Origin of the sequence: Micromonospora sp. U21, from assembly GCF_018070045.1 — a bacterium.
In the GTDB taxonomy this organism is placed as follows: domain Bacteria; phylum Actinomycetota; class Actinomycetes; order Mycobacteriales; family Micromonosporaceae; genus Micromonospora.
The window spans coordinates 1-23,447 of sequence record NZ_JAGPYK010000016.1 but is presented as its reverse complement, the minus strand read 5'-3'; the positions used below and the strand labels follow the sequence as shown (position 1 = coordinate 23,447).

19 protein-coding genes are annotated in these 23,447 nt (G+C 71.1%); 9 read left to right on the top strand and 10 right to left on the bottom strand.

Annotated features, from left to right (window positions below):
- The first annotated feature begins 16 nt into the window (after nucleotides 1-16).
- Nucleotides 17-697 (top strand): GntR family transcriptional regulator, encoded by a 681-nt coding sequence (locus tag KBX63_RS20780; protein WP_210913138.1) that lies wholly within the window; start codon nucleotides 17-19, stop codon nucleotides 695-697.
- On the opposite strand, the gene KBX63_RS20775 is transcribed toward KBX63_RS20780, so the two are convergent.
- The 7 genes from KBX63_RS20775 to KBX63_RS20745 all read right to left on the bottom strand — a co-directional run bounded on the left by KBX63_RS20775 (nucleotide 694) and on the right by KBX63_RS20745 (nucleotide 9,399).
- Nucleotides 694-2,484 (bottom strand): gamma-glutamyltransferase family protein, encoded by a 1,791-nt coding sequence (locus KBX63_RS20775; protein ID WP_210913136.1) that lies wholly within the window; start codon nucleotides 2,482-2,484, stop codon nucleotides 694-696. The two genes, KBX63_RS20780 and KBX63_RS20775, sit on opposite strands and share 4 nt — an antisense overlap.
- The gene (locus tag KBX63_RS20770) at nucleotides 2,481-3,482 is read right to left on the bottom strand and encodes an ABC transporter ATP-binding protein (protein WP_210913134.1); all 1,002 of its coding nucleotides are present in this window, start codon (nucleotides 3,480-3,482) and stop codon (nucleotides 2,481-2,483) included. Before KBX63_RS20770 ends, KBX63_RS20775 begins: the two co-directional genes overlap by 4 nt.
- Nucleotides 3,479-4,540, bottom strand: a complete 1,062-nt coding sequence (locus KBX63_RS20765) for an ABC transporter ATP-binding protein (RefSeq protein ID WP_210913132.1) — start codon at nucleotides 4,538-4,540, stop codon at nucleotides 3,479-3,481. Before KBX63_RS20765 ends, KBX63_RS20770 begins: the two co-directional genes overlap by 4 nt.
- Nucleotides 4,537-5,424, bottom strand: a complete 888-nt coding sequence (locus KBX63_RS20760) for an ABC transporter permease (RefSeq protein WP_247662779.1) — start codon at nucleotides 5,422-5,424, stop codon at nucleotides 4,537-4,539. The genes KBX63_RS20765 and KBX63_RS20760 overlap by 4 nt, the downstream gene beginning before the upstream one ends.
- Nucleotides 5,421-6,377: an ABC transporter permease gene (locus KBX63_RS20755; protein ID WP_210913130.1), complete on the bottom strand. Its 957-nt coding sequence runs from the start codon at nucleotides 6,375-6,377 to the stop codon at nucleotides 5,421-5,423. The genes KBX63_RS20760 and KBX63_RS20755 overlap by 4 nt, the downstream gene beginning before the upstream one ends.
- Before the next feature lie 6 nt (nucleotides 6,378-6,383).
- Entirely contained in the window at nucleotides 6,384-8,060 is a 1,677-nt protein-coding gene (locus tag KBX63_RS20750) for an ABC transporter substrate-binding protein (RefSeq protein WP_210913129.1), read from the bottom strand.
- Between the two features lie 124 nt (nucleotides 8,061-8,184).
- Complete coding sequence (locus KBX63_RS20745; RefSeq protein ID WP_210913127.1) at nucleotides 8,185-9,399, bottom strand: MFS transporter; 1,215 nt, start codon at nucleotides 9,397-9,399, stop codon at nucleotides 8,185-8,187.
- A 396-nt stretch (nucleotides 9,400-9,795) separates the two neighbouring features.
- On the opposite strand from KBX63_RS20745, the gene KBX63_RS20740 reads away from it, so the two are divergent.
- Both KBX63_RS20740 and KBX63_RS20735 read left to right on the top strand, forming a co-directional pair.
- Nucleotides 9,796-11,460 (top strand): DASS family sodium-coupled anion symporter, encoded by a 1,665-nt coding sequence (locus tag KBX63_RS20740; RefSeq protein ID WP_210913125.1) that lies wholly within the window; start codon nucleotides 9,796-9,798, stop codon nucleotides 11,458-11,460.
- Nucleotides 11,457-12,515: a tartrate dehydrogenase gene (locus tag KBX63_RS20735; RefSeq protein WP_210913123.1), complete on the top strand. Its 1,059-nt coding sequence runs from the start codon at nucleotides 11,457-11,459 to the stop codon at nucleotides 12,513-12,515. Before KBX63_RS20740 ends, KBX63_RS20735 begins: the two co-directional genes overlap by 4 nt.
- A gap of 19 nt (nucleotides 12,516-12,534) precedes the next feature.
- Here the strand turns inward: KBX63_RS20735 and nhaA are convergent, their stop codons facing one another.
- Nucleotides 12,535-14,469 (bottom strand): Na+/H+ antiporter NhaA, encoded by a 1,935-nt coding sequence (gene nhaA, locus KBX63_RS20730; RefSeq protein ID WP_210913121.1) that lies wholly within the window; start codon nucleotides 14,467-14,469, stop codon nucleotides 12,535-12,537.
- 142 nt (nucleotides 14,470-14,611) lie between these two features.
- On the opposite strand from nhaA, the gene KBX63_RS36775 reads away from it, so the two are divergent.
- From KBX63_RS36775 to KBX63_RS20720, 3 genes are read left to right on the top strand one after another with little or no spacing between them, the layout of a single operon-like run.
- Nucleotides 14,612-14,755: a hypothetical protein gene (locus KBX63_RS36775; RefSeq protein WP_374102252.1), complete on the top strand. Its 144-nt coding sequence runs from the start codon at nucleotides 14,612-14,614 to the stop codon at nucleotides 14,753-14,755.
- Nucleotides 14,710-14,883: a Scr1 family TA system antitoxin-like transcriptional regulator gene (locus KBX63_RS20725; RefSeq protein WP_210913119.1), complete on the top strand. Its 174-nt coding sequence runs from the start codon at nucleotides 14,710-14,712 to the stop codon at nucleotides 14,881-14,883. Before KBX63_RS36775 ends, KBX63_RS20725 begins: the two co-directional genes overlap by 46 nt.
- Nucleotides 14,876-15,076 (top strand): DUF397 domain-containing protein, encoded by a 201-nt coding sequence (locus KBX63_RS20720; RefSeq protein ID WP_210913117.1) that lies wholly within the window; start codon nucleotides 14,876-14,878, stop codon nucleotides 15,074-15,076. The genes KBX63_RS20725 and KBX63_RS20720 overlap by 8 nt, the downstream gene beginning before the upstream one ends.
- 106 nt (nucleotides 15,077-15,182) lie before the next feature.
- On the opposite strand, the gene KBX63_RS20715 is transcribed toward KBX63_RS20720, so the two are convergent.
- Nucleotides 15,183-16,226, bottom strand: coding sequence for a DUF6461 domain-containing protein (locus tag KBX63_RS20715; RefSeq protein WP_210913114.1), 1,044 nt, complete (start codon nucleotides 16,224-16,226; stop codon nucleotides 15,183-15,185).
- Nucleotides 16,227-16,438: 212 nt separating this feature from the next.
- Nucleotides 16,439-18,967, bottom strand: coding sequence for an alkaline phosphatase D family protein (locus KBX63_RS20710; RefSeq protein ID WP_210913112.1), 2,529 nt, complete (start codon nucleotides 18,965-18,967; stop codon nucleotides 16,439-16,441).
- A 228-nt stretch (nucleotides 18,968-19,195) separates the two neighbouring features.
- Here KBX63_RS20710 and KBX63_RS20705 point away from each other — a divergent pair, with 228 nt between their 5' ends.
- From KBX63_RS20705 to KBX63_RS20695, 3 genes are all read left to right on the top strand, one after another.
- Nucleotides 19,196-20,245 carry an SEC-C domain-containing protein gene (locus KBX63_RS20705; RefSeq protein WP_210913110.1) on the top strand — a complete coding sequence of 350 codons (1,050 nt, stop codon included), beginning with the start codon at nucleotides 19,196-19,198 and terminating at the stop codon, nucleotides 20,243-20,245.
- A 73-nt stretch (nucleotides 20,246-20,318) separates the two neighbouring features.
- Nucleotides 20,319-21,488 carry an ROK family protein gene (locus KBX63_RS20700; RefSeq protein ID WP_210913108.1) on the top strand — a complete coding sequence of 390 codons (1,170 nt, stop codon included), beginning with the start codon at nucleotides 20,319-20,321 and terminating at the stop codon, nucleotides 21,486-21,488.
- Nucleotides 21,489-21,648: 160 nt separating this feature from the next.
- Nucleotides 21,649-23,412 (top strand): carbohydrate-binding protein, encoded by a 1,764-nt coding sequence (locus KBX63_RS20695; RefSeq protein ID WP_210913106.1) that lies wholly within the window; start codon nucleotides 21,649-21,651, stop codon nucleotides 23,410-23,412.
- The last annotated feature ends 35 nt before the right edge of the window (nucleotides 23,413-23,447 follow it).

The window sequence follows — 23,447 nt, the reverse complement described above, 5'->3', positions numbered from 1 at the left end:
CGGAGAGGCGATCCAGGTGGCTGAAGATCTGCGGGACAAGCTCGGCGCTCAACATCTGCCGCTACGCGACCAGGTCCTCGCCGCCCTGCGGGCCGCCATCATCGACGGCGACTACCTGCCCGGGGAGCGGCTGACCGAGGACCGGCTGGCCGAAGACTTCGGCGTCTCCCGCAACCCGGTCCGGGAGGCGCTGCGCGTCGCCGAGGCGGAGGGCTTCGTCGTGATCCTCCCCCGCCGCGGTGCGGTCGTCGCCTCCCCGAGCAGCGGCACCATCTCGGACATGTTCGTCGTCCGCGAGCGCCTGGAAGCACTGGCCGCCCGGCTGGCGGCCGAGCGGGCGACCGCGACGGACGTTGCCGCCCTGCGCGTGCTGCTGGAGCAGGGCCGTGCGGCGACGGAGCGGCAGGACCTGCGCCGGGTCGCCGAGTTGAACAGCGCCCTGCACCTGCGGATCCTCCAGATCAGCGGTAATCCCTGGCTGTCGTCGATCGCCAAGGCGCTGTACCTCCATGTCCAGTGGGTCTTCCGGTTGGGGGCCGCGGAACGGGCGCCACACTCGTGGGCCGAGCACATCCAGTTGGTCGACGCCATCGAGTCAGGTGACGGCGACCGCGCCGAGCGGGCCGCCCTCGCCCATCTCGACGCGGCATCCGCGGCCGCCTACGAGAACGCCGAGGGCGGCTACGGCGCCCGCTAACGACCGCACGCGTAGCCCTGCATGCCTCGCGGGTTCGCGCCGGCAGCGAGCACGCCCGTGGCCGGGTCGCGGGTCACCGCGCAGAGCCGGCCCAGGCTCCACGCGTCGGAGAGCCGCACCTCGTGCCCGTACGCCCGCAGCGCCGCCAGCACGTCCTCGTCGTACCGGTCCTCCACCACCAGGACACCGGGCTCCATGGCCCGCGGGTAGAACGACCCCGGCAGGCTGACGGTGTGCCACGCGGGCGCGTCGATGGCCTCCTGAAGGGACTGGCCGCCGACGAGGTGGCGGAGCAGGAACGGCAGCTGCCACTGGTCCTGCTGATCGCCACCGGGTGTGCCGCACGCCAGCACCGGCTCCCCGTCGCGGTGCACCATGGTCGGGCTCAACGTGGTGCGCGGTCGTCGACCCGGGGCGAGCGACGAGGCGAGCCCCTCCTCCAGCCAGAACATCTGCAGCCGGCTGCCCAGCGGGAAGCCGAGCTCCGGAATGGTGGGCGAACTCTGCAACCAGCCACCGCTCGGGGTAGCGGAGATCATGTTGCCCCAGCGGTCGACCACGTCCACGTGGCAGGTGTCGCCGCGGGTCACCCCGTCCGACTGCACCGTCGGCTCCCCCGTGGTCGGGTCGGCCGGGTCGGCACGACGCACGGCACCGGGTCGGACGTGGGCCGGGAGGTGCGGTTCCGCCGCGTCGGGGCGCCCCGGTCGCAGCTCGGCTGACGCTCGGGCGCCGATCCGGGCTGCCCGCTCCCGCGCGTACTCCCGGGAGAGCAGTGCCTTGGCGGGCACGTCGGCGCCGTCGCCGTACCAGGCCTCGCGGTCGGCGAAGGCGAGCTTGAGCGCTTCGACCTGGGCGTGGATGCCAGCCGCGGTCGACGGGTCGTACGCGCCGGCGTCGTCGAGCGCGTCGAGGACGGACAGCGTCTCCAGCAGCACCGGGCCCTGACCCCAGAAGCCGGTCTTCGCCACCGAGTAGCCGTGCCAGTCGAGGGTGGCCGGTTCCTCCCAGGTCGCCGAGTAGGCGGCCAGGTCGGCGCCGGTGACGAGCCCGGCGTGGGGGCTCCCGCTGGAGTCCTGGAACGGCCTCCTGCTGAACCGGTCGATCGCCTCGGCGACGAACCCCGTACTCCAGGCCCGCCGCGCGGCCTCGATCTGCGCCTCCCGGTCCGCGCCGGCCGCCTGCCCGGCCTGAACCAGTTTCCGCAGGGTACGCGCGTAGGCCGGGTTGGCGAACAGCTCCCCCGCTGTCGGGGGCCGGCCGTCGCGCAGCCAGAGCTGGGCGGAGGTGGGCCAGTGCTCCTCGAACAGCGACCGCACGGCCGCCACGGTGTCCCCGACCCGGCCCACCAGCGGGTGGCCGGCGCCGGCGTAGCCGATCGCCGGCTCCAGAACCTCGTCGAGGGAGAGCGTGCCGTGATCGCGCAGCAGGAGGAGCCAGGCGTCCACGGCGCCGGGCACGGCGGCCGCGAGCGGGCCGGATCCGGGAATGAGGTCCATCCCGAGGGACCGGAAGTGCGCGATGGTGGCACCGGCCGGCGCCGGCCCCTGCCCGCACAGCACCTTCGGGGTCGGGTCCTGGGCGGTCGCCACGATGGCCGGCACCTCGCCGCCCGGCCCGTTGAGGTGTGGCTCGACGACGTGCAGGACGAACCCGGCGGTGACCGCCGCGTCGAAGGCGTTGCCGCCGCGTTCGAGGATCCCCATGGCCGCCTGGCTGGCGAGCCAGTGCGTCGAGGACACCATGCCGAAGGTTCCCTGCAGCGTCGGTCTGGTGGTGAACGTCATGACAACACCTCACTCGTTTGTGCGGCCCGGACGTCGGGCCCGCTGCCGTCCGGCTGGACCAGGTGGCACGCGGCCATGCCGTCGCCGATCCCCACCTGTGCCGGCACCTCCGACGCGCACCGGTCGAACGCGAGCGGGCACCGGGTGCGGAACCGGCAGCCGGACGGCGGATCCAGCGCGGACGGAAGGTCGTCGCCGAGCAGCACCGGCTGACGCTGCCGTTGACGGACCGGGTCAGCCACCGGCGCCGCCGACAGCAGCGCCTGCGTGTAGGGGTGGGCTGGCCGGGCGAAGATCCGCTCGCGCGAGCCCTTCTCGACGAGCTGGCCCAGGTACATGACGGCGATGTCGTCCGCCAGGTACTCGACGGCGGACAGGTCGTGGGTGATGAAGAGGCAGGCGAACCCGATGTCGCGTTGCAGGTCGGCGAGGAGGTTGAGCACCGACGCCTGCACGGACACGTCGAGTGCGCTCGTCGGTTCGTCCGCGATGAGCAACCGGGGCTCGGAGATCAGGGCCCGCGCGATGCTGACCCGCTGGCGTTGCCCGCCGGAGAGTTCATGCGGGTACCGGCGCGCCACCTCGGCGCGCAGACCCACCCGCTCGAGCTCGGTGGCGACCCGGGCCTCCCGGTCACGCCGCGGGATCCGCCTCCCGGACAGCCGCAACGGCTCGGCCACCACCTCGCCCACCAGCATGCGGGGGTCCAGTGAGGCGGCGGGGTCCTGGAAGACGATCGACACCGCACTGCGGTGCGGGCGTAGCTGTCGCCGGGACAGGTGCGTGACGTCCGTCCCGGCGATCCGGACCACACCCGCGGTCGGTTCCACGAGCCGCACCACGCATCGGCCCACCGTCGACTTTCCGGAACCGCTCTCCCCCACCAGGGCCGTGACCCGACCCCTCGGAATCGTGAGGGACACCCCGTCCACGGCGCGTACCGGACCGAAGTGCATCACCAGGTCCTCGAGTTCCAGCGCGTCCGGCTGGGGCGTCATCGGTTCGCCTCCTCGGGTTGCGTCCGGGGTTGCGGGCAGGGGTGCCAGCATGCCGCGAGGTGCCCGGTCGCGGCGAGTGTGCCGCCGGTCCTCGCCACCTCCAGGGGCGGCGCGGACTCGCGGCACCGCGCGTCGGCGGCGGGGCAGCGGTCCGCGAAGGTGCACGCATCCGGCTGGACCGACAGGACGGGCACCAGACCGGGAATCTCCTGCAACCGCTCGGTGCCCGCGTGTCTCCCCGGCGTCGGTGACGCCGACAGGAGCCCTGCCGTGTACCGGTGGTACGGGTGCGCGAACAGGTCGGTGACCGGTGCCCGCTCCACCACCCGCCCGGCGTACATGACGACGACGCGGTCCGCGATGTCGGCGATCACGCCGAGGTCGTGCGTGATGATGAGGATGCTCGTGCCGAGGCGGTCGCGCAGGTCCCGGAGCACCTGGAGGATACCGGCCTGGACCGTGACGTCCAGCGCGGTGGTCGGTTCGTCGGCCACCAGCACCTTCGGGCCGCAGGCGACCGCCATCGCGATCATCACGCGCTGGCGCATGCCTCCCGAGAGCTGATGCGGATAGTTGTCGACGCGTTTCGCGGCGGACGGGATCCCGACGAGCGTCAACAGTTCGACGGCGCGTGCCCGGGCGGCTCGCCGGGACATCCGTTCGTGGATCTGGAGCACCTCGCCGATCTGACGCCCGACGGTGAGCACGGGATTGAGCGATGTCATGGGCTCCTGGAAGATGTAGGCGATCTCCTTGCCGCGTACACGGCGAAGCGCCGACTCGCGGGTGCCGACCAGCTCGGTGCCGTCCAGCCGCACCGACCCGGAGATCCGGGCGCTGCCGGGGAGCAGGCCCGCGATGCTCATCGCGGTGACGCTCTTGCCGCAGCCCGACTCGCCCACCATCCCGACGATCTCCCCGGATGCGAGATCCAGGCTGACCCCGTCGACCGCCGAGACGGTTCCGGTTTCGGTAGGGAACGAGACCGACAGGTCGCGTACCGCCAGGACGGGTGTGGCGACCGCCGCAACGGCTCCTGCCCGTTCGGCCGTGGTCATCCCCGGTCTCCCTTCGGGTCGAGTGCGTCCCGGAGCGCGTCGCCGAAGACGTTGAACGCGAGCGCCAGCCCCATGATCACGACACCGGGAAGGACCGCCGCCCACGGGGCCCGGGCGGCGAACTGCTGGGCGGTGGCCAGCATGGTGCCCAGGCTGGGGGCCGGGGGTTGGATGCCGAGGCCGAGGAACGAGAGCACCGCCTCGCCCAGGATCGCGGCCGGGATCGCAACCGTCGCCTGCACCAGGATCACCGATGTCGCGTTCGGCAGGATGTGCCGGGCGAGCACCCACAGGTCGCTCGCGCCGTCCACGACGGCGGCGGCGACGAAGTCCAGCGACTTGAGCCGGAGCGTGTCCGAACGCACCACCCGGATCACCCCGGGGATCTGGGCGATGCCGATGGCCACGGCGGCGTTGCCGAGGCTGGCGCCCCGGATGGCCGCCAGCCCGACCGCCATGATCAGGAACGGGAACGCGAGCAGCAGGTCGGTGAAGCGCGAGATCACGGCGTCCCAGGCGCGGAAGTAACCGGCGGCGAGACCGAGCGGGACACCGATGACCAGGGAGGTGGCCACCGCGAGGAGTCCCACCTGGAGCGACGCCCGCGCCCCGAGCATGATCCGGGACAGCACGTCCCGACCGAGGTCGTCGGTGCCGAGCACGTGGCCGGGACTGCCGGGGGGTGCGAACGTGCGGGCGAAGTCGGTCTGGTCGACGGAGTAGGGGGCGATCCACGGCGAGAGCAGCGCGATGACGGCGGCGAGCGCCAGCACGACGAAGCTCACGACGGCGAGCGGGTTGCGTCGCAGCCGCCGCAGAACGCGCGTACGCCGGGTGATGCTGGCGGAACCGGTCTCCGCCATGGGAACGGTGAGGACGGTCATGCCGGATCTCCCGTCACCCGGATGCGTGGGTCGATGACCGAGTAGAGCAGGTCAACGAAGAAGTTGATCACGATGTACGCCGTCGCGGTGAGCAGCACGACGGCCTGGATCACCGGGTAGTCCCGCTGGAAAACCGCGTCGATGGTCATCTTGCCGAAGCCCGGCAGCCCGAAGATCTGCTCGGTGACGACCGCGCCCGAGATCAGGCCGCCGAGTTGGAGGCCCACGACGGTCACCACCACGATCAGGCTGTTCCGCAGGGCGTGCCGGGTGATGACGGCTCGCGGCCGCAGGCCCTTCGCCTTCGCCGTCCGTACGTAGTCGGAGGAGAGCGAGTCCAGCATCGCCGACCGGGTCTGTCGCATGATGATGGCGGCGAGGCCGGTCCCGAGGATCACCGCCGGCAGGACGATGTGGTGCAGGTTGTCCACCGGGTCCTCCAGGATCGGCACGAAGCCGGAGGCGGGAAACAGCCCGGTCGCCACGGACAGGTACAGGATCGCGAGCAGCCCGAGCCAGAAGTGCGGCACCGACAGGCCGATCAGGGCCATGCCGTTGGCCACCCACTCCGCCGGGCGCCCGCGGCGTACCGCCGCGAGCACCCCGGCGCCGACGCCGAGCGCCGTGGCGAGCAGGATCGCCAGGACGGAGAGTTCGACGGTCACCGGCAGGGCGGTCGTGAGCATCGACGAGACCGGCGTACCGGTGCGGATCGACACCCCGAAGTCGCCCTGCGCCATGCGTTCCACGTACTGCGCGAACTGCAGTGGCAGCGGCTGGTCGAGCCCGTAGTGCCGACGGATGGCTTCGAGGGCCTCCGGCGACCGGTCCTCCCCGGCCAGCGCGAGGGCCGGATCGCCGGGGAGCGCCCGTACACCGAAGAACACCACGATCGTCGACAACAGCAGGGTCAGCGCCGACTGCCAGGCGCGGGTGAGGAGATACCGGGCCACGGCGACCTACTTGGTGAATCCGGCGAAGGCCGCGCGGATCACGCCGTCCGGGAAGACCTGCAGGCCCTGGATCTGCTTGCTGACGGCGGTGAGGTTCCGCTGCCGGTAGAGGTAGACCAGCGCGTCGTCCTGCTGGAGCAGCGTGACCGCCTGCCCGTACAGCTTCTTGCGCTCCTCGATGTCACCGGACTGGCGGGCCTGGGTCAGCAGGGCGTCGAGCTGCGGGTTGCTGTAGCCGGCGACGTTCTGGCTCGCCCTGGTGCCGACGAAGTTCGTGATGTTGGCGTCCGGGTCGATCCGCCCGCTCCAGCCGAGCTGCAGCAGTTCGAAGTTGCCGCGGTCCTGCTCGTCGAGGAGGGAGGAGTACTCCACCGGGTTGATCTTCAGATCGAATCCGCCGTCCTTGAGCATGGACTGGAGCGCCTGCGCGAGACGCAGCGTGTCGGGCGTGTTCGACGCGAGCATCGTGATGGTGTACGGCGTCTGCACGCCCGCCTCGCCGAGGAGCTGCTTGGCCTTGGCCGGGTCGTGCGCCGGGCAGTTCTGCGCCTCCGGGGACGAGAACGGGCTGGCGGGCGAGATGGGTGAGCAGGCGGCGGTGTGGATGCCGTTGAAGACGGCGTCGACCAGCGCCTTCCGGTCGATGGCGTGCTCGAAGGCCTGCCGAACCTTGGCGTTCTGGGCCAGGGGACGGTTGATCGGCTTGGGTGCGCTGCCGACCCCGTCGACGTTGCCGATGTTGATCGTGAGGCCCTGGTAGCCGAGGGACTGCGACTGCAGGACGGAGACCGAGGCGTCCTGCCGCAGGGAGGCGACGTCCTGGGTGGAGATGCTGTCGGCGACCTGGGCGTCGCCGGAGCGCAGGTTGGCCGCGCGGATGCTGGCGTCGCTGAGGATGCGCCAGGAGATGGCGTCGAGGTGGACCTTGTCGGCCTCGTAGTAGTTCGGGTCCTTCACGACGTCGATGGAGTTCTGCGGCACCCGCTTGGCGAACTTGAACGGTCCGACGCAGACCGGCGCCGTGGCGAAGTCGTCGCCGAGACTCTGCAACGCCCTGGCGCTCATGATCATGCCGGCGCGGTCGGCGAGAGCGCCGAGGAGGGGCGCGAACGGCTGCTTGAGCCGGAGGACGACGGTCTGCGCGTCGGGGGTGTCGACGCCGTCGATGGGACCGAGTTCGCTCTTGCGCGCCGACCGGGCGTTGGTCAGGTGCCGCTGGATGGTGGCCTTCACCGCGGCGGAGTCGAACGGCGTCCCGTCCGCGAAGCGGGCGCCCTGGCGCAGCGGGATGGTCACCGTCCGGCCGTCGCTGCTCGTGGTGGGCAGGGCGGTCGCCAGCTGCGGTACGACCTGCGCCTGCTCGTTCACGTCGTAGAGCTTCTGGCACATCGCCTGGAAGACGTAGCGGGAGTAGAGGCTTCGCGACAGTGTCGGGTCCAGCGCGTCGGGTTCTGCCGAGAGGGCGATGAGCAGCTTGCCGCCCTGCTTCACGGCGGCGGGGTCTGCCGGCGTACCGAAGGAATCCTGGCCTGCCGACTGGTTGTCGCCGGACTGGTTGCCATCCCCGTCGTTCGACACCGGTGAGCAGGCAACGACCGCGCAGGCAACAGCGACCGCCACCACCGCGGCCCGGAGTGAACGGCGCCGGGGCAGGCTCGTTTCGCTGAGGGAGAGGTTCGTCATGGGGAGCTCCTCGAGTGGGCGATGCCGGGGAGCGTATGTTGTATACGATGACCCACGCAAGACCCTCGTGGATGCCTCTCGGGCACCGCGCCCCGTCGGGGCATCGTGGACAAACCAGACTGCGTCAGCCGGCGGCCCGCGTTCGGGTCGGGTGGGCCCGGAGCAGGCTGAGCAGGACGACCAGCGCGAGCACCGCCACCACCGCGCTCAAGACCTCGCCGGCGGGGCGCAGGCCGACGACCTGGATCAGCAGGCCGACCCCGACCGCCGGCAGGCCGAGCATGGTGAACAGGATGGCGAAGAACGTCGACACCGCCTCGGCCTGGTGCTGCGGAGGGGCGTTCATCGTGATCGTCGCGATGCCCTCCCCGGCCGCCACTCCGGACGCAACCCCGTTGATCGTCGCGCTGACGATCAACGTCGCCAGCACCGCCATCCACATGCTGAACGCGAGCAGGCCAGCCGCCACGATCAGGCCGGCGCAGGCCGAGGCCAGCGCGGCGCGCGAGGACAGTACGCGGGTCAGCAGCTGCCCGAACGCGGCGCCGGCGAATGCCAGGAAGACCACCAGCGCGGCCAGGGTGTGCGAGGACTCGTGCAGGACCTTGCCGAGGAACAACCCACTCACCGCCGTGAGTACGCCGAGCGCGGCGAAGCCCGCGCCGGCGGTGATCGCGGCGCGGAGGAAGTCACCACGGATGTTCGGCGGTATGTACAGCCGCTGAAGACGCAGGGTCATCGGGGAACGCTGCGCCACCGTCTCCGGCACTCCGACCATCGCGATGATCGCGATCACCGCCAGGACCAGCACGATCGCCCAGGGCAGCCGCAGCGGTTCGGGCGCCACGTCCGACACGATCCCGGCCAGCAGGGTGCCGGCCGCGAGACCACCCAGGTTGGCGAAGATCGCCACGGTGGCGGCCCGCCTCGGATGCCGCGGGCTGATCAGTTCCGTCAGCGCCGCGGTCGCCGCTCCGATGACCAGCGCGGCGGAGAGACCGGCGAGCAGTCGGCCCACGACGATCATCGCCAGGTCCATGGCGGCCAGAAACACGGCGTCGGCGGCGACGGACAGGACCAGTGCGGTGAGAATGACCGGGCGGCGGCCGATCTGGTCCGCGAGCCGGCCGAAAACCAGCAGACCGACCACCACGCCGAGCGCGTACACCGCGTAGACCACTGTCACGGTCCTCGACGAAAAGCCGAACTCCATCTCGTACAGCGGGTAGAGCGGGGTCGGCACGGTCGTGCCCACCAGCGTGATCCAGAAGGCGAACGCGACCCGCACGGCGCCTGAGGTGGAACTGGACCGTGCCATCGCGCCACCGGCGTTGGACATGATCGGTCCCTCCGGGCTCGGACCCCGCTGCGGGCCTTCTCCGCCCGCACCCTCCCGTCGGCGGCACCTGGCCCCCGTGCAGCATGCGCCGTGGCCATCGACTGAGGTGCGGCAACGGCCCTAAACGCCCTCATCAGGTGGCGCAGGGCTCACCGCCGGGCGGTTACGAGGGCCGTAGCCCGGTGCCGCGGCACCCGCTGGTGGTCGTCGGTTCGTCCGCATCCTGCGGTGGACACGGCGAGGCGCGGTCGGTGTTGTGAGCGGTACACCTCAGAGTCATGAATATGACCCTGAGATATCAGGCTCGTTGACGACCTCGCCGGGGCTCGTCGCGGCCGTTTCGGATCTGGCGATCAGCCCCTTGCGTGACCCGGCTCACAGTCGGACCATCGACGGATGGCAGACATCGACGCAGATGGACGTGAATCACGGGCGATCGTGCCTGAGCAACGACGAGACGACCGGGCGGACGACGCGGCCCGGGTCGACGTCGACGAGGCGCTGCTCGGTGGTGCCACCTATCGCGGCGTCGCCGAACAGCGGCTCTCCGAGGGTGAGGAGCGGTTCGAGAAGCGGCGCCGCACGGTCGGCCTGGTCCTCGCGCCCGCACTGGCGCTGATCTTTCTCGCCCTACCGCTCGACATGCCGCCCAGCCAGCAGACCCTCGCCGGGATCCTGATCGGCGTGATCGCGCTGTGGATCACCGAGGCGGTGCCGATCCCGGTCGGCGGGCTGATCGGCGTCGGCGTGATCGTGCTGATGGGGGTCGCACCGGCCGGCGACGTGCTGCAGCCGTTCGGCTCGTCGACCGTGTTCACCTTCGTCGGCGCCTTCATCCTCGCCCAGGCCATGCTCAAGCACGGGCTGGCGCAACGGTTCGCGTACCGCATCCTGTCGCTGCCCGGCGTGGGCAAGACGACCGGTCGGGTGATCATCGCCTTCGGCGTGATCACGTGCCTGCTGTCGGCGTTCGTCTCCAACACCGCGACGGTGGCGATGCTGCTGCCCACCGCGCTGGGCATCCTCGCCGTCATCGCCAAGCTGCTGCAGAGCCGCGGCCTGACCAAGCCGGGCTGGGACCCGACCCGGTTGCGGGTCGGGTTCGCGCTGATGTTGATGCTCGCGTACGGGGCCAGCGTCGGCGGCCTGCTCACGCCCGTGGGCTCGCCACCCAACCTGATCGGCCGCGCCCTCATCGAGGAGGCGACCGGGGAGCGGATCTCGTTCGCCGGCTGGATGGCCACGGCGTTCCCGATCTGCCTGATCATGTTCCTGGCCCTGGCGACCATCCTGCTGCTGCTCAACAAGCCGGAGATCCGCCGGATCGAGGGCGTGGAAGAGTACGTCGCCGCCGAGCGGGCCCGGCTGGGCAAGCTGTCCCGGGCCGAGAAGAACACCCTGATCGCCTTTGCGGTGACGGTGACACTGTGGATCTTGCCGGGCATCGTCGCCCTGGTCGCGGGCACCGAGTCCAGCGTCTACGAGACGGTCAGCGGCCGGCTCAACGAGGGCATCGTCGCCGTGCTCGGTGCGTCCCTGCTCTTCCTGCTGCCCACCAACTGGCGCAACCGCGAGTACACGCTCAACTGGAGCGACGCCGCCCGCATCGACTGGGGCACCATCCTGCTCTTCGGCACCGGCATCATCTTCGGGGCGCTGCTCGACGACACCGGCCTGGCCAAGACCATCGGCAACGCCAGCTCCGACTGGCTCGGCCTGAGCAACGTCTTCGCGATCACCGCCTTCGCCGTGCTGCTCGCGATCATCATCTCCGAGACGACCAGCAACACCGCCTCCGCCGCGGTCGTCGTGCCGATCATCATCCCGGTCGCCGTGGCCGCCGGCGTGGATCCGTTCGTGCCCGCGCTCGCGGCCACCTTCGCGGCGTCCTTCGGCTTCATGCTGCCCGTGTCGACGCCGCAGAACGCGGTGGTCTACGGCTCCGGCACGGTACCGATCACCCGGATGATCCGCTCCGGCGCCTCGTTCGACGTCATCGGGGCGATCGTCATCCTGCTTCTCCTGCCGCTGATGCTCGCCGTCACCGGGGTCGGCCGATGAGCCAGCGGATCGCCGTGATCCCCGGCGACGGCATCGGCACCGAGGTCACCGCGGCCGCGCGTACCGTGCTCGACACCGTCTGCCGGCGGCACGGTATCGAGCTGAGCTACGACGAGTACGACTGGTCGTGCGAGCGCTACCTGCGCGCGGGCTCGATGATGCCGGCCGACGGGCTGGACGTGCTGCGGCCGTACGACGCGATCCTGCTCGGCGCGGTCGGCGCGCCCGGCGTGCCCGACCACGTCTCGCTGTGGGGCCTGCTGATCCCGATCCGGCGTGCGTTCCGGCAGTACGTCAACCTGCGTCCGGTGCGGGTGTTCGAGGGCGTCGACAGCCCGGTGCGGGACGCCCGGGCCGGCGAGGTCGACTTCGTCGTCGTACGGGAGAACGTCGAGGGCGAGTACAGCGAGATCGGCGGCCGGCTCGGCCGCGGCCACCCCGAGGAGATGGCCGTGCAGGAGTCGGTGTTCACCCGGGCCGGGGTCAGCCGGATCGCCGACTACGCCTTCGAACTCGCGCGTACCCGCCGCCGCCACGTCACCTCCGCGACCAAGTCGAACGGCATCGTGCACACCATGCCGTTCTGGGACGAGGTGGTGACCGAACGGGCGGCGGCCTTCCCCGACGTGCGGTGGCGCAGCGAGCACATCGACGCCCTGGCCGCGAAATTCGTCCTCCAACCGGGCAGCTTCGACGTGGTGGTGGCGTCCAACCTGTTCGGCGACATCCTCAGCGACCTCGCCGCGGCGGTGGCCGGCTCGATCGGCATCGCTCCCTCCGGCAACCTCGACCCGACCCGCACCTACCCGTCCATGTTCGAACCGGTACACGGGTCGGCGCCGGACATCGCCGGAAAGGGGGTGGCCAACCCGGTCGGGGCGGTGTGGTCGGCGGCGATGATGCTCGACCACCTCGGGCACCCGGCGGCGGCGCGGGACGTGTTGACCGCCATGGAGGCGACGCTGCGAGAGGAGTCGACCCGTACCCGCGATCTCGGCGGGACCGCCGACACCCGGGAGGTTACCGCGGCCCTCGTCGACCACGTGGCCGGTTGACGGCAACGCGCCCGCGCGTTCAGCTCGCTGGTCCGTCCCCGCCGCGGCGCCCGGGATCGCGACGGTACTCGGGGCGAAGCTTCGCGCTGTCGAACGCCGACTTCACAGCAGCCGAGAGCGCGGCGATGTCGTACGCGCCGTGGTGGCGCCGGCCGTTGATGAAGAAGGTCGGGGTTCCGGTGACATCGCTGAGGTCCGCGGAGTCGATGTCCTCGGCGATCCGGTTCGCGCCCTTGAACTTGACCATGTGCTCCCGGAACAGGTCGAGGTCTAGGCCGATCTGTTCGGCGTAGCCGAGCACGTCGGCGGGACTGAGGGCGTCCTGGTGCGTGAGCAGCAGGTCGTGCATCTCCCAGAACGCGCTCTGCTCGCCCGCCGCCTCCGCGGCCTCGGCGGCGAGTTGGGCATGCGGGTGGACGTCGGTGAGCGGCAGGTGCCTCCAGACGTACCGGACGTTGGCGAAGTCGGCCAGCAGCTCCCGGACCACCGGCTCGGCCTGCCCGCAGTAGGGGCACTCGAAGTCGCCGTACTCCACGACCGTCACCGGCGCCTCGCGCGGCCCGCGCACGTGGTCGCGCTCCGGGTCGACCGGCAGCATCAGGTCGACGATGCCCTCGGCGACGCCCAGCATCGCGCGCGCACGCCGCGCCGGCGCGAGCCGGGCAGCAGAGCGGAACACCAGCCAGGTGACGACGGACGCACCAATCGTCGAGACGAGGATGCCGAGCTTCGCCTCCTCCAGGGCCGTGCCGCTCAGCGCGTGGGTGGCGATCAGGAGGGCGACGGTGAACCCGATGCCGGAGACCGTGCCGACCCCGGCGACGGCGAGCCAGCCGACCGGTGGCCGGAACCGGTCGCGGCTCAGTCGCGCCACCAGCCACGAGGTGGCCGCGATCCCGGCCGGCTTGCCGACGACGTACGCCGCCACGACGCCGAGCGTGACAGGCGAGGTCACGGCCCTGGCCAGGAGCTCGCCGTCGATCACGATCCCGACGTTCGCCAGCGCGAAGAGCGGCACGATCACGTAGCTCGCCCACGGATGGTAGAGAATCTGCAGCCGTTCGTTCGGCGACAGCGCCGAGGCGAGCCCGGCCCGGGCCACACGGGCGAGCTGCGGGGTGGGCTGTTCCCTGAAGAGGCGGAACTGGTCGCTCGCCCGCTGTAGTTCGCTGCGCCCGGGGGCGTGGGCGTAGATCAGCAACCCCATGACCAGACCCACCACGACCGGGTCGACACCCGATTCCGAGACCGCTACCCAGGCCGCCACCCCCAGCAGCGCGTAGACCAACCCGAACCGCACGCCCCAGGCCCGGACGAGCAGGACGACGCCGAAGATCGCCGCCGCGACGATCAGCGCCGGCGGCGAAGGATGTTCCGGATAGGCGATCGCCAGCACCGCGATCGCGACCAGGTCGTCGATGACGGAGACCGTCAGCAGGAAACCCCGCAACCGATCCGAGAAGCGCGGCCCGAAGACGGCGAACGCGCCGAGCGCGAGCGCCGTGTCCGTGGCCATCACCGCACCCCAGCCAGCGGCCGTGGTGCGCCCGGCGTTGAACGCGAGGTAGATCACGATCGGCACGAGCATGCCGCCGAGCCCGGCCAGCACCGGCACCGCCAGCCGACGTCGCTCCCGCAGCTCGCCGATGTCGAACTCGCGGCGCAACTCCATCCCGGCCACCAGGAAGAAGAACGTCATGAGTCCGCTGTTGACCCAGGTACGCAGGTCGTGTGACAGGCGCCAGTCGCCGAGCTGGACGGAGAAGGAGGTGCTCCAGAGCGACTCGTACGACGACACGTCGAGGTTGGCCCACAAGAGCGCCAGCACCGTGGCGACCAGCACCACCCGTGCGCCGCCGGTCTCGGTGTGCAGGAACGAGCGCAGCGGGGAGTTGAACCGGCCGACCCAGGCGGTCCGGGCGGACCATCCCCGGCGCGGGTCGTCGCTCGTCACGGGGACAATCTTCCTCGACCTGATCGCCACGTGGTCCGGATTCGGGCACAAGGCGACCGCTGGTCAGGATGACGCGCGGCCCGCACCGGAGCAGCTTGTTCAAACCAAGGAGTACGCTCACGCGCTCTACCGCCTTGGCGGGATGCTGAGCGAGGAAGAACGCGACCGGGCGGTACAGGTCCGACTTCAACGGCAGGCGTCGCTCTTTCGGCGGTTGCCGGCCGCCCCCGGCTGGAGCCCGTGCTGTCTGAGGCGGTGCCCGGGGCGGTTGCGAGCTCCTTCGTGATCCTCGACAAGCCCGACGAGTTGGCCGCCTACGAACGCGTCTGGCGAGGACTGGATGCGCTTGCCCTTCTCGAGGCGGAATCGAGAGACATGATCAAAAGTATCGCTGGTGAGATTCGGCATGACTGACCTGACCGGCGCCGCCTGGTGCAAGAGCACCCGCAGCGGCGACAACGGCGGCGACTGGGTCGAGGTCGCCACGAACCTTCTCCGCGTGGTGGCTGTCCGGGACTCCAAGGACCGGCAGGGCCCCGTCCTCACCTTCCGGCCGCACGCCTGGAGTGAGTTCATCAAGGCCGTCGATCGCAACGCGTTCCACTGAGTACCGTCCCCACCACCGGCGACATCGATAGCACCTGCACCACATTGACCTGGTGTGGCCACTCGTCGACGGTGTGCTCGTTGCGCCGGGCGATGCAGCGGCGGCACTACAGCGTGCTGCGTTGGTGCCGTGCCCGCCGCCACAGTTCGGCGCGGATGGCGGGCCATCGCTCCTGAAGCGCCTGTTGGGCGTACCAGAGCGTGTCCAGTGGCTTCAACCGGTCGTTGGGGTCGATGACCGTCGCGGCGAAGGCTTGACCGGCGCGCATGCGGTAGTACCGTCGCCAGCGTTCAGGCGACATTCCCGGGCTGTTGTTGACTTCTTCGCTCAGTCGGATATTCATGGCGTGAGACTCCTGCCCCAGGTCGCTGCTGGCGGGCCAGTCGTGCGTCAACGTCTCGAGCACCGCGTTGACCAGTGGCTCGCCACGCAGGCCCTGCTCGTCGGCGAGCAGGTCGAGCACCCAGCGCAGTGCGGCGCGGCGTGTCGGCTCGTCGGCCATGAGGAGCATGGCCGCCAGGTCCGGGTCTGTTGCGGCGAAGCTGCCCGGTGGGCGTGGGTCGTCCGGGATCGGCTTGCGCAGCACGACTGTCGGGTGCGGCTGGTCCAACCAGGCGGCGTCCAGCCGGACCCCGGTGCGTCGCTCCACCAGGGCCAGCTGCGCCGGATAGTCCAGGTCTGGATCGTCGGTGAGCCCGCGCAGCGCGGCGCGATCTTCGTCGAGGGCCTCGGGCTGCTCGCCGCCCGGCCGGTCGTCATCGAGATGCTGCAACTGGGTCATCAACCGGCCGAAGGCGGCGTAGCACAGGAAACTGCGTCCGTTGCCGGAACCCCACCACGAGCTGTGCACGACGGCGCCGTCGGACAGCCACCGCAGCACCTCCTCGCGGATACCCTCGGCGTCCATCACCTCCGCCATGACCACGGCCGGACCGACCTGGTTGAGGTGCACCACCGATGTCGGGGCATCGGGGTCCCATCCGGTCCGGTGCTCGATCTCCGCTGGGTCCCCACCGAGCCGGCACACCACCTCGGCCACCGTGATTGGTTTCGTCAACGGCTGGATGACTGTCCAGCACTGCACCTCGTCGATCAGTTCCGGCTTCGCTTCGAGCAGCTTCTGATACCACTCCACGTCATCGTCGGCCATGGACCTGAGCCTCCCACTCGTTCGAACCGGACCGGCTCCCAGAATGCCGCGTCGCGCTGGGCCTTGGTGTCCCAGGCTGCTGTCCCGGTTAAGCCGTCGAACTGTTCGCGCAGGAGGCACGACCCTGCCACGTGACCCCGCCGACCTCAACCTGCGCCTTCTCCAGTTCCAGCGCGGGCGGGCGGCTCGCCGCCGCCCGCCCACGCCAGCCGTCAGAGCTGGCCGAGCACCGCGAACGGGTCGGCGCCGGGGCCGCTGTCGACGGCGACGATCCGGCGCCGCAGCGTGAACGTCCCGCCCGGGGCGAGGGTCACCTGGCGCTGGCTCATCACCCAGTTGTATGCGGCGTACGCGACGAACCCGGCATCCTCGTAGAGCAGGCCGTAGGTCTGCCGGTCGGAGCCGGTCATGCCGATCCACGGCGCGGCGGGCGGGTAGTCCGCCGGGGTGCTGCTGGTGATGGTGCCGTGCCCCGGGATCCCGCTGCGCTGGCCGGCGCCGTCGTGGTCGAGCGCGTCGCCGGTCCAAAAGGTGCGCGGCACCGTGCCGAGGTTGGTGAAGACGCTCTCCGCCAGCACCCACGGTTCGTTCGGCCGGATGGTGTACGTCGTGACGACCTGGAGGTCGGCGACGGCCGTGCTGACGCCGGTGGCGCGGACGGACGCCAGCGGGCCGGTCGCGGAGAGCACCTCGACGGCGCTGGAGCGAACGGTCCGTTGCTGCCATGCGCTGGTGCCACGGGGCTGCGTCGCCGAGGCGTACGGCAGGTTGATCCAGTCGAGCTGGTCGAGGCGTCCGATCGCGGCCAGGTCCAGGGGCTTGCCGACGGTGACCCCCGACAGTTGCGGGTCGTCGGTGCCGGCCGAGACGGCCAGGGCCACCAGGTCGTTGCCGAGCACCAGATCGGATGCCTTCGCCTCGGCCTGCGGGCCGGGGATGACGCGGCCGACTCCGGCCGTGGTCGCCGCCCGGGTCAGCCGCAAGTCGAGCTTCGTCGGCGTGCCCTGGGCGACCGTCACCTGACGGCTCACCGGCTCGTAGCCGACCCCGTTCACGGCGACGGTGTAACTGCCCGGCGGTGCGAAGGCGAGGACCTCACCCGACGGGTCGGTCGTGCTCGCCACCAGTCGACTGCCGTCCGCCCGAAACACGGTCACCTGCACGTTCGGCAGGGCGGCGCCGGTCGTGGCGTCGGTGACCCGACCGACGATGCCGTCCCCGGCGTCGATCCGGTACGCCCCGGGTACGCCGTCGCGCACCTCGAACGCCGCGATCGTGTACGCCGGGGAGAGGGCGTCCCGCGCGTCCAGCACGATGCGCAGGTCGGCACGCCAGCGCCGCTCGGTGACGTCGCAGATCACGTAGCCGCGGTAGCTGCCGTTGTAGAACCTGACGTGCGGGTTGGCGGCGAGGCCGGCCCGCACGTCGGCGTCCCAGCCGGCGCCGGAGGAGATCGACGTGCCGACGAACTCGGTGGCGATCGTCTTCGCGGCGGGGTCGGTGAAGTCGGTCTTCAGGTCGTTCACCCAGTGGGTGTGCCAGTCTCCGCCGAGGACCACCGGATTCGACACCCGGTGCGTGGCGATGAAGTCGAGGATGCGGGAGCGGGCCGGCGGGTACCCGTCCCACTGGTCGAGGTTGACGATCCGCCCCGGCCCCAGGTCGTAGTCGAAGGCGGCCATGATGGTCTGCTGGGCGATGACGTTCCAGCGGGCCTTCGACCGGCGCAGCCCGTCGAGCAGCCAGCGCTCCTGCTCGGGGCCGGTCATCGTGCGTGTCGGGTCGAAGACCTCGCCGGTCGGTTCCTTGCGCCCGTCGCCGAGCGCCTGGTCGCTGCGGTACTGCCGGGTGTCGAGCACGCTGAACTGGGCCAGCCGGCCGAAGTCGACCCGCCGGTACATCAACATGTCCGGCCCGCTGGGGCGCTGCTCGGGCCGCAGCGGCAGATGCTCGTAGTAGGCCTGGTAGCCGTTGGCGCGGCGCTCCAGGAAGGGCCGGCCATCGCCCGCCCCGGACGGCACCGCACCGGCGTAGTTGTTCTGCACCTCGTGGTCGTCCCAGGTCATGACGAACGGGAACCGGGCGTGCGCGGCGCGCAGGTCGGGCGAGGTCTTGTAGAGCGCGTGCAGCCGGCGGAACTCGGTCAGGCTGCCGTCGGTGGTCTCGTAGATGTAGTCGCCGAGGTGCACGACGAAGTCGAGCTCCTGTTCGGCCAGGTCCCGGTACGCGGGGTAGGGGCCGCCCGCCCAGGACTGGCAGGAGACGAACACGAACCGCATGTGGTCGGCCTTTGCGCCTAGCGGCGGCATGGTCCGGGTACGCCCGGTGCGGCTGGTCACCCCGTCGGCGAAGAAGCGGTACCAGTACCAACGGTCGGGGGCCAGGTCGTCCACGAGCACGTGCACGGTGTGTGCCGCCGTCGGCGTGGCCGTCACCTCACCGGACCGGACGACGTGGCGGAACTGCGGGTCGCGGGCCACTTCCCACCGCACCTGTACGGGCTCCGGCGGCATACCGCCGTCCGCCGCGTCGAGCGGGTCCCGGGCCAGGCGTGTCCACAGCACGACGCCGGTGTGGTCCGGCTCGCCGGAGGCGACGCCGAGGGTGAACGGCGCCGGGTCCAGGTCGTCGGCGTACGCCGCGGGAAGCTCGGCGACCAGCTGGCTCACCGCGATCACGCCGCCGGTACCGCCCGCGATGGTCAGGAACCGTCGACGGCTGATGGTGGATGGGTCGGGCACTGCCACACCTGCCTTGATCGAGACGAGATCGTCCCGACAGCCTCGGCAGTCCGTCCGCCCGTCTCCTGAAGATCATGTGAAGGGCGGAGGTACGGCGGGTGGAAAGATGTCACCCGGCATCCGGGCCGGTTCGCCTGAATGCGCGTGGTCGCAACACCGAGAAGCGTGAGAGCGGCGTTACAGCTGATCTGCCGGCACACCGGGAGCACCCCGACGTAGCGTGAGATCGTGCCGACGAAAGACGTACTCACCAAGGCTGACCTCGCCGAACTTCGCCGCTCGGCGCTCGGGACGGCCAATCCGCTCGGTGTCGCCGCCGAGATCGCCGATGCGGTGGAGCGGGACCGGCTGGAAGATCCGGATGACGCCGGGGACGCGCTGACCCTGGCCGCCGAGATCGCCGAGATCCGGGGGAGATCGGATGCCGCGCTCCGGTACGCGGACCGCGCCCTGGCGGCGTACCCGTCGGGGGACGATCCCCGGGCCGGGTTCGCCCGAGCGTTGCGGGCCCGGACCCTGTTCCAGGCCGCCGGCCGGGAGGACGAGGCGATGGCGGAGCTGACCGCGCTTCGCCCGCTCCTGCTCGTCCAGCCCGACGCCGCCGCCTACGTGAGCGCGGCGTTGGACTCCGGTGGCCGTTCGGCGATCGCGGAGAGGTGGCTGAGCGAGGCGGTCGACACCCTGCTCGGCGAGCGCGCCACCGTCGCCGGAGCCCCGGCGCAGGCCATCACCGCCGTGGAGCCCGCGGTCGAGGTCGGCCCCCCGGAATCGCCCGGTGTCCTCTTCTTCCTGCTGCAACAGCGGCACCGGGTACGCCGGGATCTCAACCTGCCGCACGACCGGCACGACGATCTCGCGGACCGGCTGGAGTCCCAGCTCGTCCGTCGGGCGGCGCAGCGGGAGGGCGGCCAGCCGGACCTGCTCTTCTGGCCCCGGGCCGAGTTCGACCGCCTGCTGGCCGAACACCCCGCCCTGACCGAGGCGTACGGGCCGGACTGGGACGCGCACCGGGCCCGGTTGGAGAAGGAGCTGGTCCGGCTGGCGAACGCTGGCGGGACCGGTCTGGGCGTGCTCAGCGCGACGGTGGCCGGCCTGGACGCCCACGCCAACCGACGGAACGGCGATCCGTCCGACCCGCAGACCCGGGCCGGCTACGCCGGCGAACTCGCGGCTCGACCCGACGCGCGGATCCCCTGGCCACCGGAGCGCAATGACGCCTGCTGGTGCGGCTCGGGCCTGAAGTACAAGAAGGACTGCCTGCCGCGCTCCCGTAGCTGAGGCCGACTCTAGGGCGGAGCACTGAGCAGAATCAATACTTGAAGAAGTTAAATATTCGCCCTAGATTCCGTCCATGTTTCGTGGAAGCGACACGCTGGCCGGGCCGCCGGCGGCACCGGCCGCGACGGCGGTGTTCACGGCCGTGCTGACCGAGGGGCCGGTCAGTCGGGTCGCACTCGCGCGTCGACTCGGGCTGTCCTCCGCCGCCGTCACCAAGGCCGCCCGCCCCCTCATCGACCTGGGCTACCTGCACGAACTGGCCGCCACCGAGCGCACCGGACCGGGCGCCGGCCGGCCGGCCAGCCCGCTGGCCGTCCGGGCCGACCGCGAGTTCTTCATCGGTGTCAAGATCACCGCTGACGAGCTGATCGGCGTGGTCTGTGACCTGCGCGCGCAGGTACGGTCCACCGCCCGCCGGCCACTGACCGACCCTGACGTCGAGGCCGTCCTCATCGAGGTCGGCCGGCTCACCGACGACCTGCTCGGCGCCTTCCCCGGCGACCGGGCCCGGATCCGTCGGCTCGGGCTCTCCCTCTCCGGCGACATCGACCGCACCACCGGCCTGGTCCGCTACTCGCCGTTCCTGCACTGGCGCGACGTGCCGCTGGGCCGGCTCGTGGCACAGCGCACCGGTCTCGCGGTCACCGTGGAGAACGACGTCAAGGCGCTGACCGCCGCCGAGCACTGGTTCGGCGAGGGGGTGGGCGCCGAGTCGTTCGCCCTGGTCACCGTGGGCACCGGCATCGGGTGCGGACTGGTCGTCAACGGCCGACTGGTGTCCGGCTCGTACGGGGTGGCCGGCGAGATCGGCCACCTCGCCGTCGACGCCACCGGCCCCGACTGCCACTGCGGTGGTCGCGGCTGCGTCGAGTCGATCGCCGGCACGGACGCCATCGTGGCGCAGGCCCGCGTCCGCACCGGCCGCCCCGACCTCACCATCGACGAGGCCGTGGCGCTCGCGCGCGGCGGCCACGAGCAGGTCCGGGCCGTCTTCACCCGCGCCGGCAGCGCGATCGGCTGCGGCATCGCGGCCGTCGCGAACCTGGTCGGCCCCACCCGGATCGTCGTGTCCGGCGAGGGCCTGGCCGCGTACGACCTGTTCGACAGCCACATCCGCACGAGCTTCGAGCGGCAGGCCTTCGGCGCCGCCGCGCGGTGCCCCCTCTCGATCCGTCCGCTGCCCTTCGAGGAGTGGGCCCGCGGCGCGGCCGCGGTCAGCATCCAATCGCTCGTTCTCCCCTGACCCACGGCGTCAACCCGGCCATCGGCCGTCCATAGCGCTCGACTCGACCCACCGTGCCCCCAGGAGGTTGACCTTGCAGTCACCGTCGACACCCCGTAACGAGCCGCAGAAAGGCGTCGGCCGGCGAAGCCGACCCGGTTCCCCTCTCATCGCCGCGGCGGTGGCCGTGCTCCTCGGCGCGGGCGCCGTCCCGGCCCAGGCCGCGCCGACGGAGTCGCCCAGGTCGAACGACGTGGTGCCGGCGGCGGCCGTCGCCGAGCGTCCATTCATGGGGTGGACCAGTTGGAGCATGCAGTCCTCCAAGTACCCGGGCCTGAACCCCGACGGCGACTACAGCTACCTCACCGAGGCGAACGTGCTGAAGCAGGCGGACGCTCTCGCCGCCAAGCTGAAGCCGTACGGCTACGAGTACGTCAACATCGACGCCGGCTGGTGGCGCGACACCGGCTGGGTGCCGAAGTTCGACCAGCACGCCCGGCAGGCGGCCGACCCGGCGCGCTTCCCCCGCGGCATGAAGCCCGTCGCCGACCACATCCACGCCAAGGGCCTGAAGGCCGGCATCTACCTGCCGGTCGGGCTGGAGAAGGAGGCGTACGCCAACGGCGTCGCACCGATCTGGAACGCCGACGGCTGCACCACCGCCGACATCGTCTACCCGGACCTGCGCACCACCAACGGCTGGGACAGCGCCTACAAGCTGAACTTCGACAACCCCTGCGCACAGAAGTACATCGACTCCCAGGCGCAGATGTTCGCCGACTGGGGCTACGACTTCCTCAAGCTCGACGGCGTCGGCCCGGGCTCGTTCAAGTCCGGCGACAACTACGACAACGTCGCCGACGTGGCCGCCTGGCAGCAGGCCATCGCGACCGCCGGCCGCCCGATCCACCTCGAACTGTCCTGGTCGCTGGACATCAACCACGCCGCCGACTGGAAGCGGTACTCGAACGGCTGGCGGATCGACACCGACGTCGAGTGCTACTGCAACACCCTGGTCACCTGGGAGAACTCGGTCGACGACCGGTTCGACGACGCGCCGGCCTGGAGCCGTAAGGCCGGCCCCGGCGGCTGGAACGACCTCGACTCGCTCAACGTGGGCAACGGCGAGATGGACGGCCTCACGCGGGCCGAGCGACAGACGTACGCGACCTTGTGGGCGATCTCGAAGTCGCCGCTGTACAGCGGCGACGACCTCACCCGCCTCGACGACTACGGGCTGTCCCTGCTGACCAACCGCGAGGTCATCGCCATCGACCAGAACGGCGCCGCGCCGGCCCGGCCGGTCACACCGGCCGGCGACCAGCAGGTCTGGGGCTCGAAGAACCCCGACGGCAGCTACACCGTCGCGCTGTTCAACCTCGGCGACGCGCCGGCGTCCGTCACCGCCCACTGGGCGGCCTTCGGGTTCACCGGCAACGCGTCGGTCCGTGACGTGTGGAACAGCAGGAACCTCGGGACGCAGAAGAACAAGATCACCGCTACGCTGCCGGCGCACGGCTCCCGACTGTTCACCGTCCGGCCCGGCGGCACCACTCTGGTTCCGGCGAGTTACGAGGCCGAGTCCGCGGCCAACACCCTGAGCGGCAACGCCTCCGTCGGCGGGTGCGACGCCTGCTCCGGCGGCAGGAAGGTCGGCAACCTCTACCTCGGCGGCAAGGTGCGGTTCAACGACGTCCGGGTGCGGAAGGACGGGATCTACACCATCACCGTCGCCTACGTCAGCGGCGACGCGCGCTCGGTGACCGTCTCCTCCAACAGCGGCAACGGCACCAGCCTGAAGTTCCCCTCCACCGGCGACTGGGGCACGGCCGAGACCGTCAGCGTCCAGTTGGCCCTCAAGGCCGGCGCCAACACCATCACGTTCGACAGCGGCACCTGGTACTCCCCCGACATCGACAAGATCGACGTGCCGCAGACCCTCTGACGTACCCCGGCGCGGGCCCGCCCGGCCCCCCGGGC

Bases quoted from the DNA above. Each gene is read 5' to 3' on its own strand.
- KBX63_RS20775 (WP_210913136.1), bottom strand. From the start codon at position 2,484: ATGACGTTCACCACCAGACCGACGCTGCAGGGAACCTTCGGCATGGTG.
- KBX63_RS20770 (WP_210913134.1), bottom strand. From the start codon at position 3,482: ATGACGCCCCAGCCGGACGCGCTGGAACTCGAGGACCTGGTGATGCAC.
- KBX63_RS20765 (WP_210913132.1), bottom strand. From the start codon at position 4,540: ATGACCACGGCCGAACGGGCAGGAGCCGTTGCGGCGGTCGCCACACCC.
- KBX63_RS20760 (WP_247662779.1), bottom strand. From the start codon at position 5,424: ATGACCGTCCTCACCGTTCCCATGGCGGAGACCGGTTCCGCCAGCATC.
- KBX63_RS20750 (WP_210913129.1), bottom strand. From the start codon at position 8,060: ATGACGAACCTCTCCCTCAGCGAAACGAGCCTGCCCCGGCGCCGTTCA.
- KBX63_RS20745 (WP_210913127.1), bottom strand. From the start codon at position 9,399: ATGTCCAACGCCGGTGGCGCGATGGCACGGTCCAGTTCCACCTCAGGC.
- KBX63_RS20740 (WP_210913125.1), top strand. From the start codon at position 9,796: ATGGCAGACATCGACGCAGATGGACGTGAATCACGGGCGATCGTGCCT.
- KBX63_RS20735 (WP_210913123.1), top strand. From the start codon at position 11,457: ATGAGCCAGCGGATCGCCGTGATCCCCGGCGACGGCATCGGCACCGAG.
- KBX63_RS36775 (WP_374102252.1), top strand. From the start codon at position 14,612: ATGCTGAGCGAGGAAGAACGCGACCGGGCGGTACAGGTCCGACTTCAA.
- KBX63_RS20720 (WP_210913117.1), top strand. From the start codon at position 14,876: ATGACTGACCTGACCGGCGCCGCCTGGTGCAAGAGCACCCGCAGCGGC.
- KBX63_RS20715 (WP_210913114.1), bottom strand. From the start codon at position 16,226: ATGGCCGACGATGACGTGGAGTGGTATCAGAAGCTGCTCGAAGCGAAG.
- KBX63_RS20700 (WP_210913108.1), top strand. From the start codon at position 20,319: ATGTTTCGTGGAAGCGACACGCTGGCCGGGCCGCCGGCGGCACCGGCC.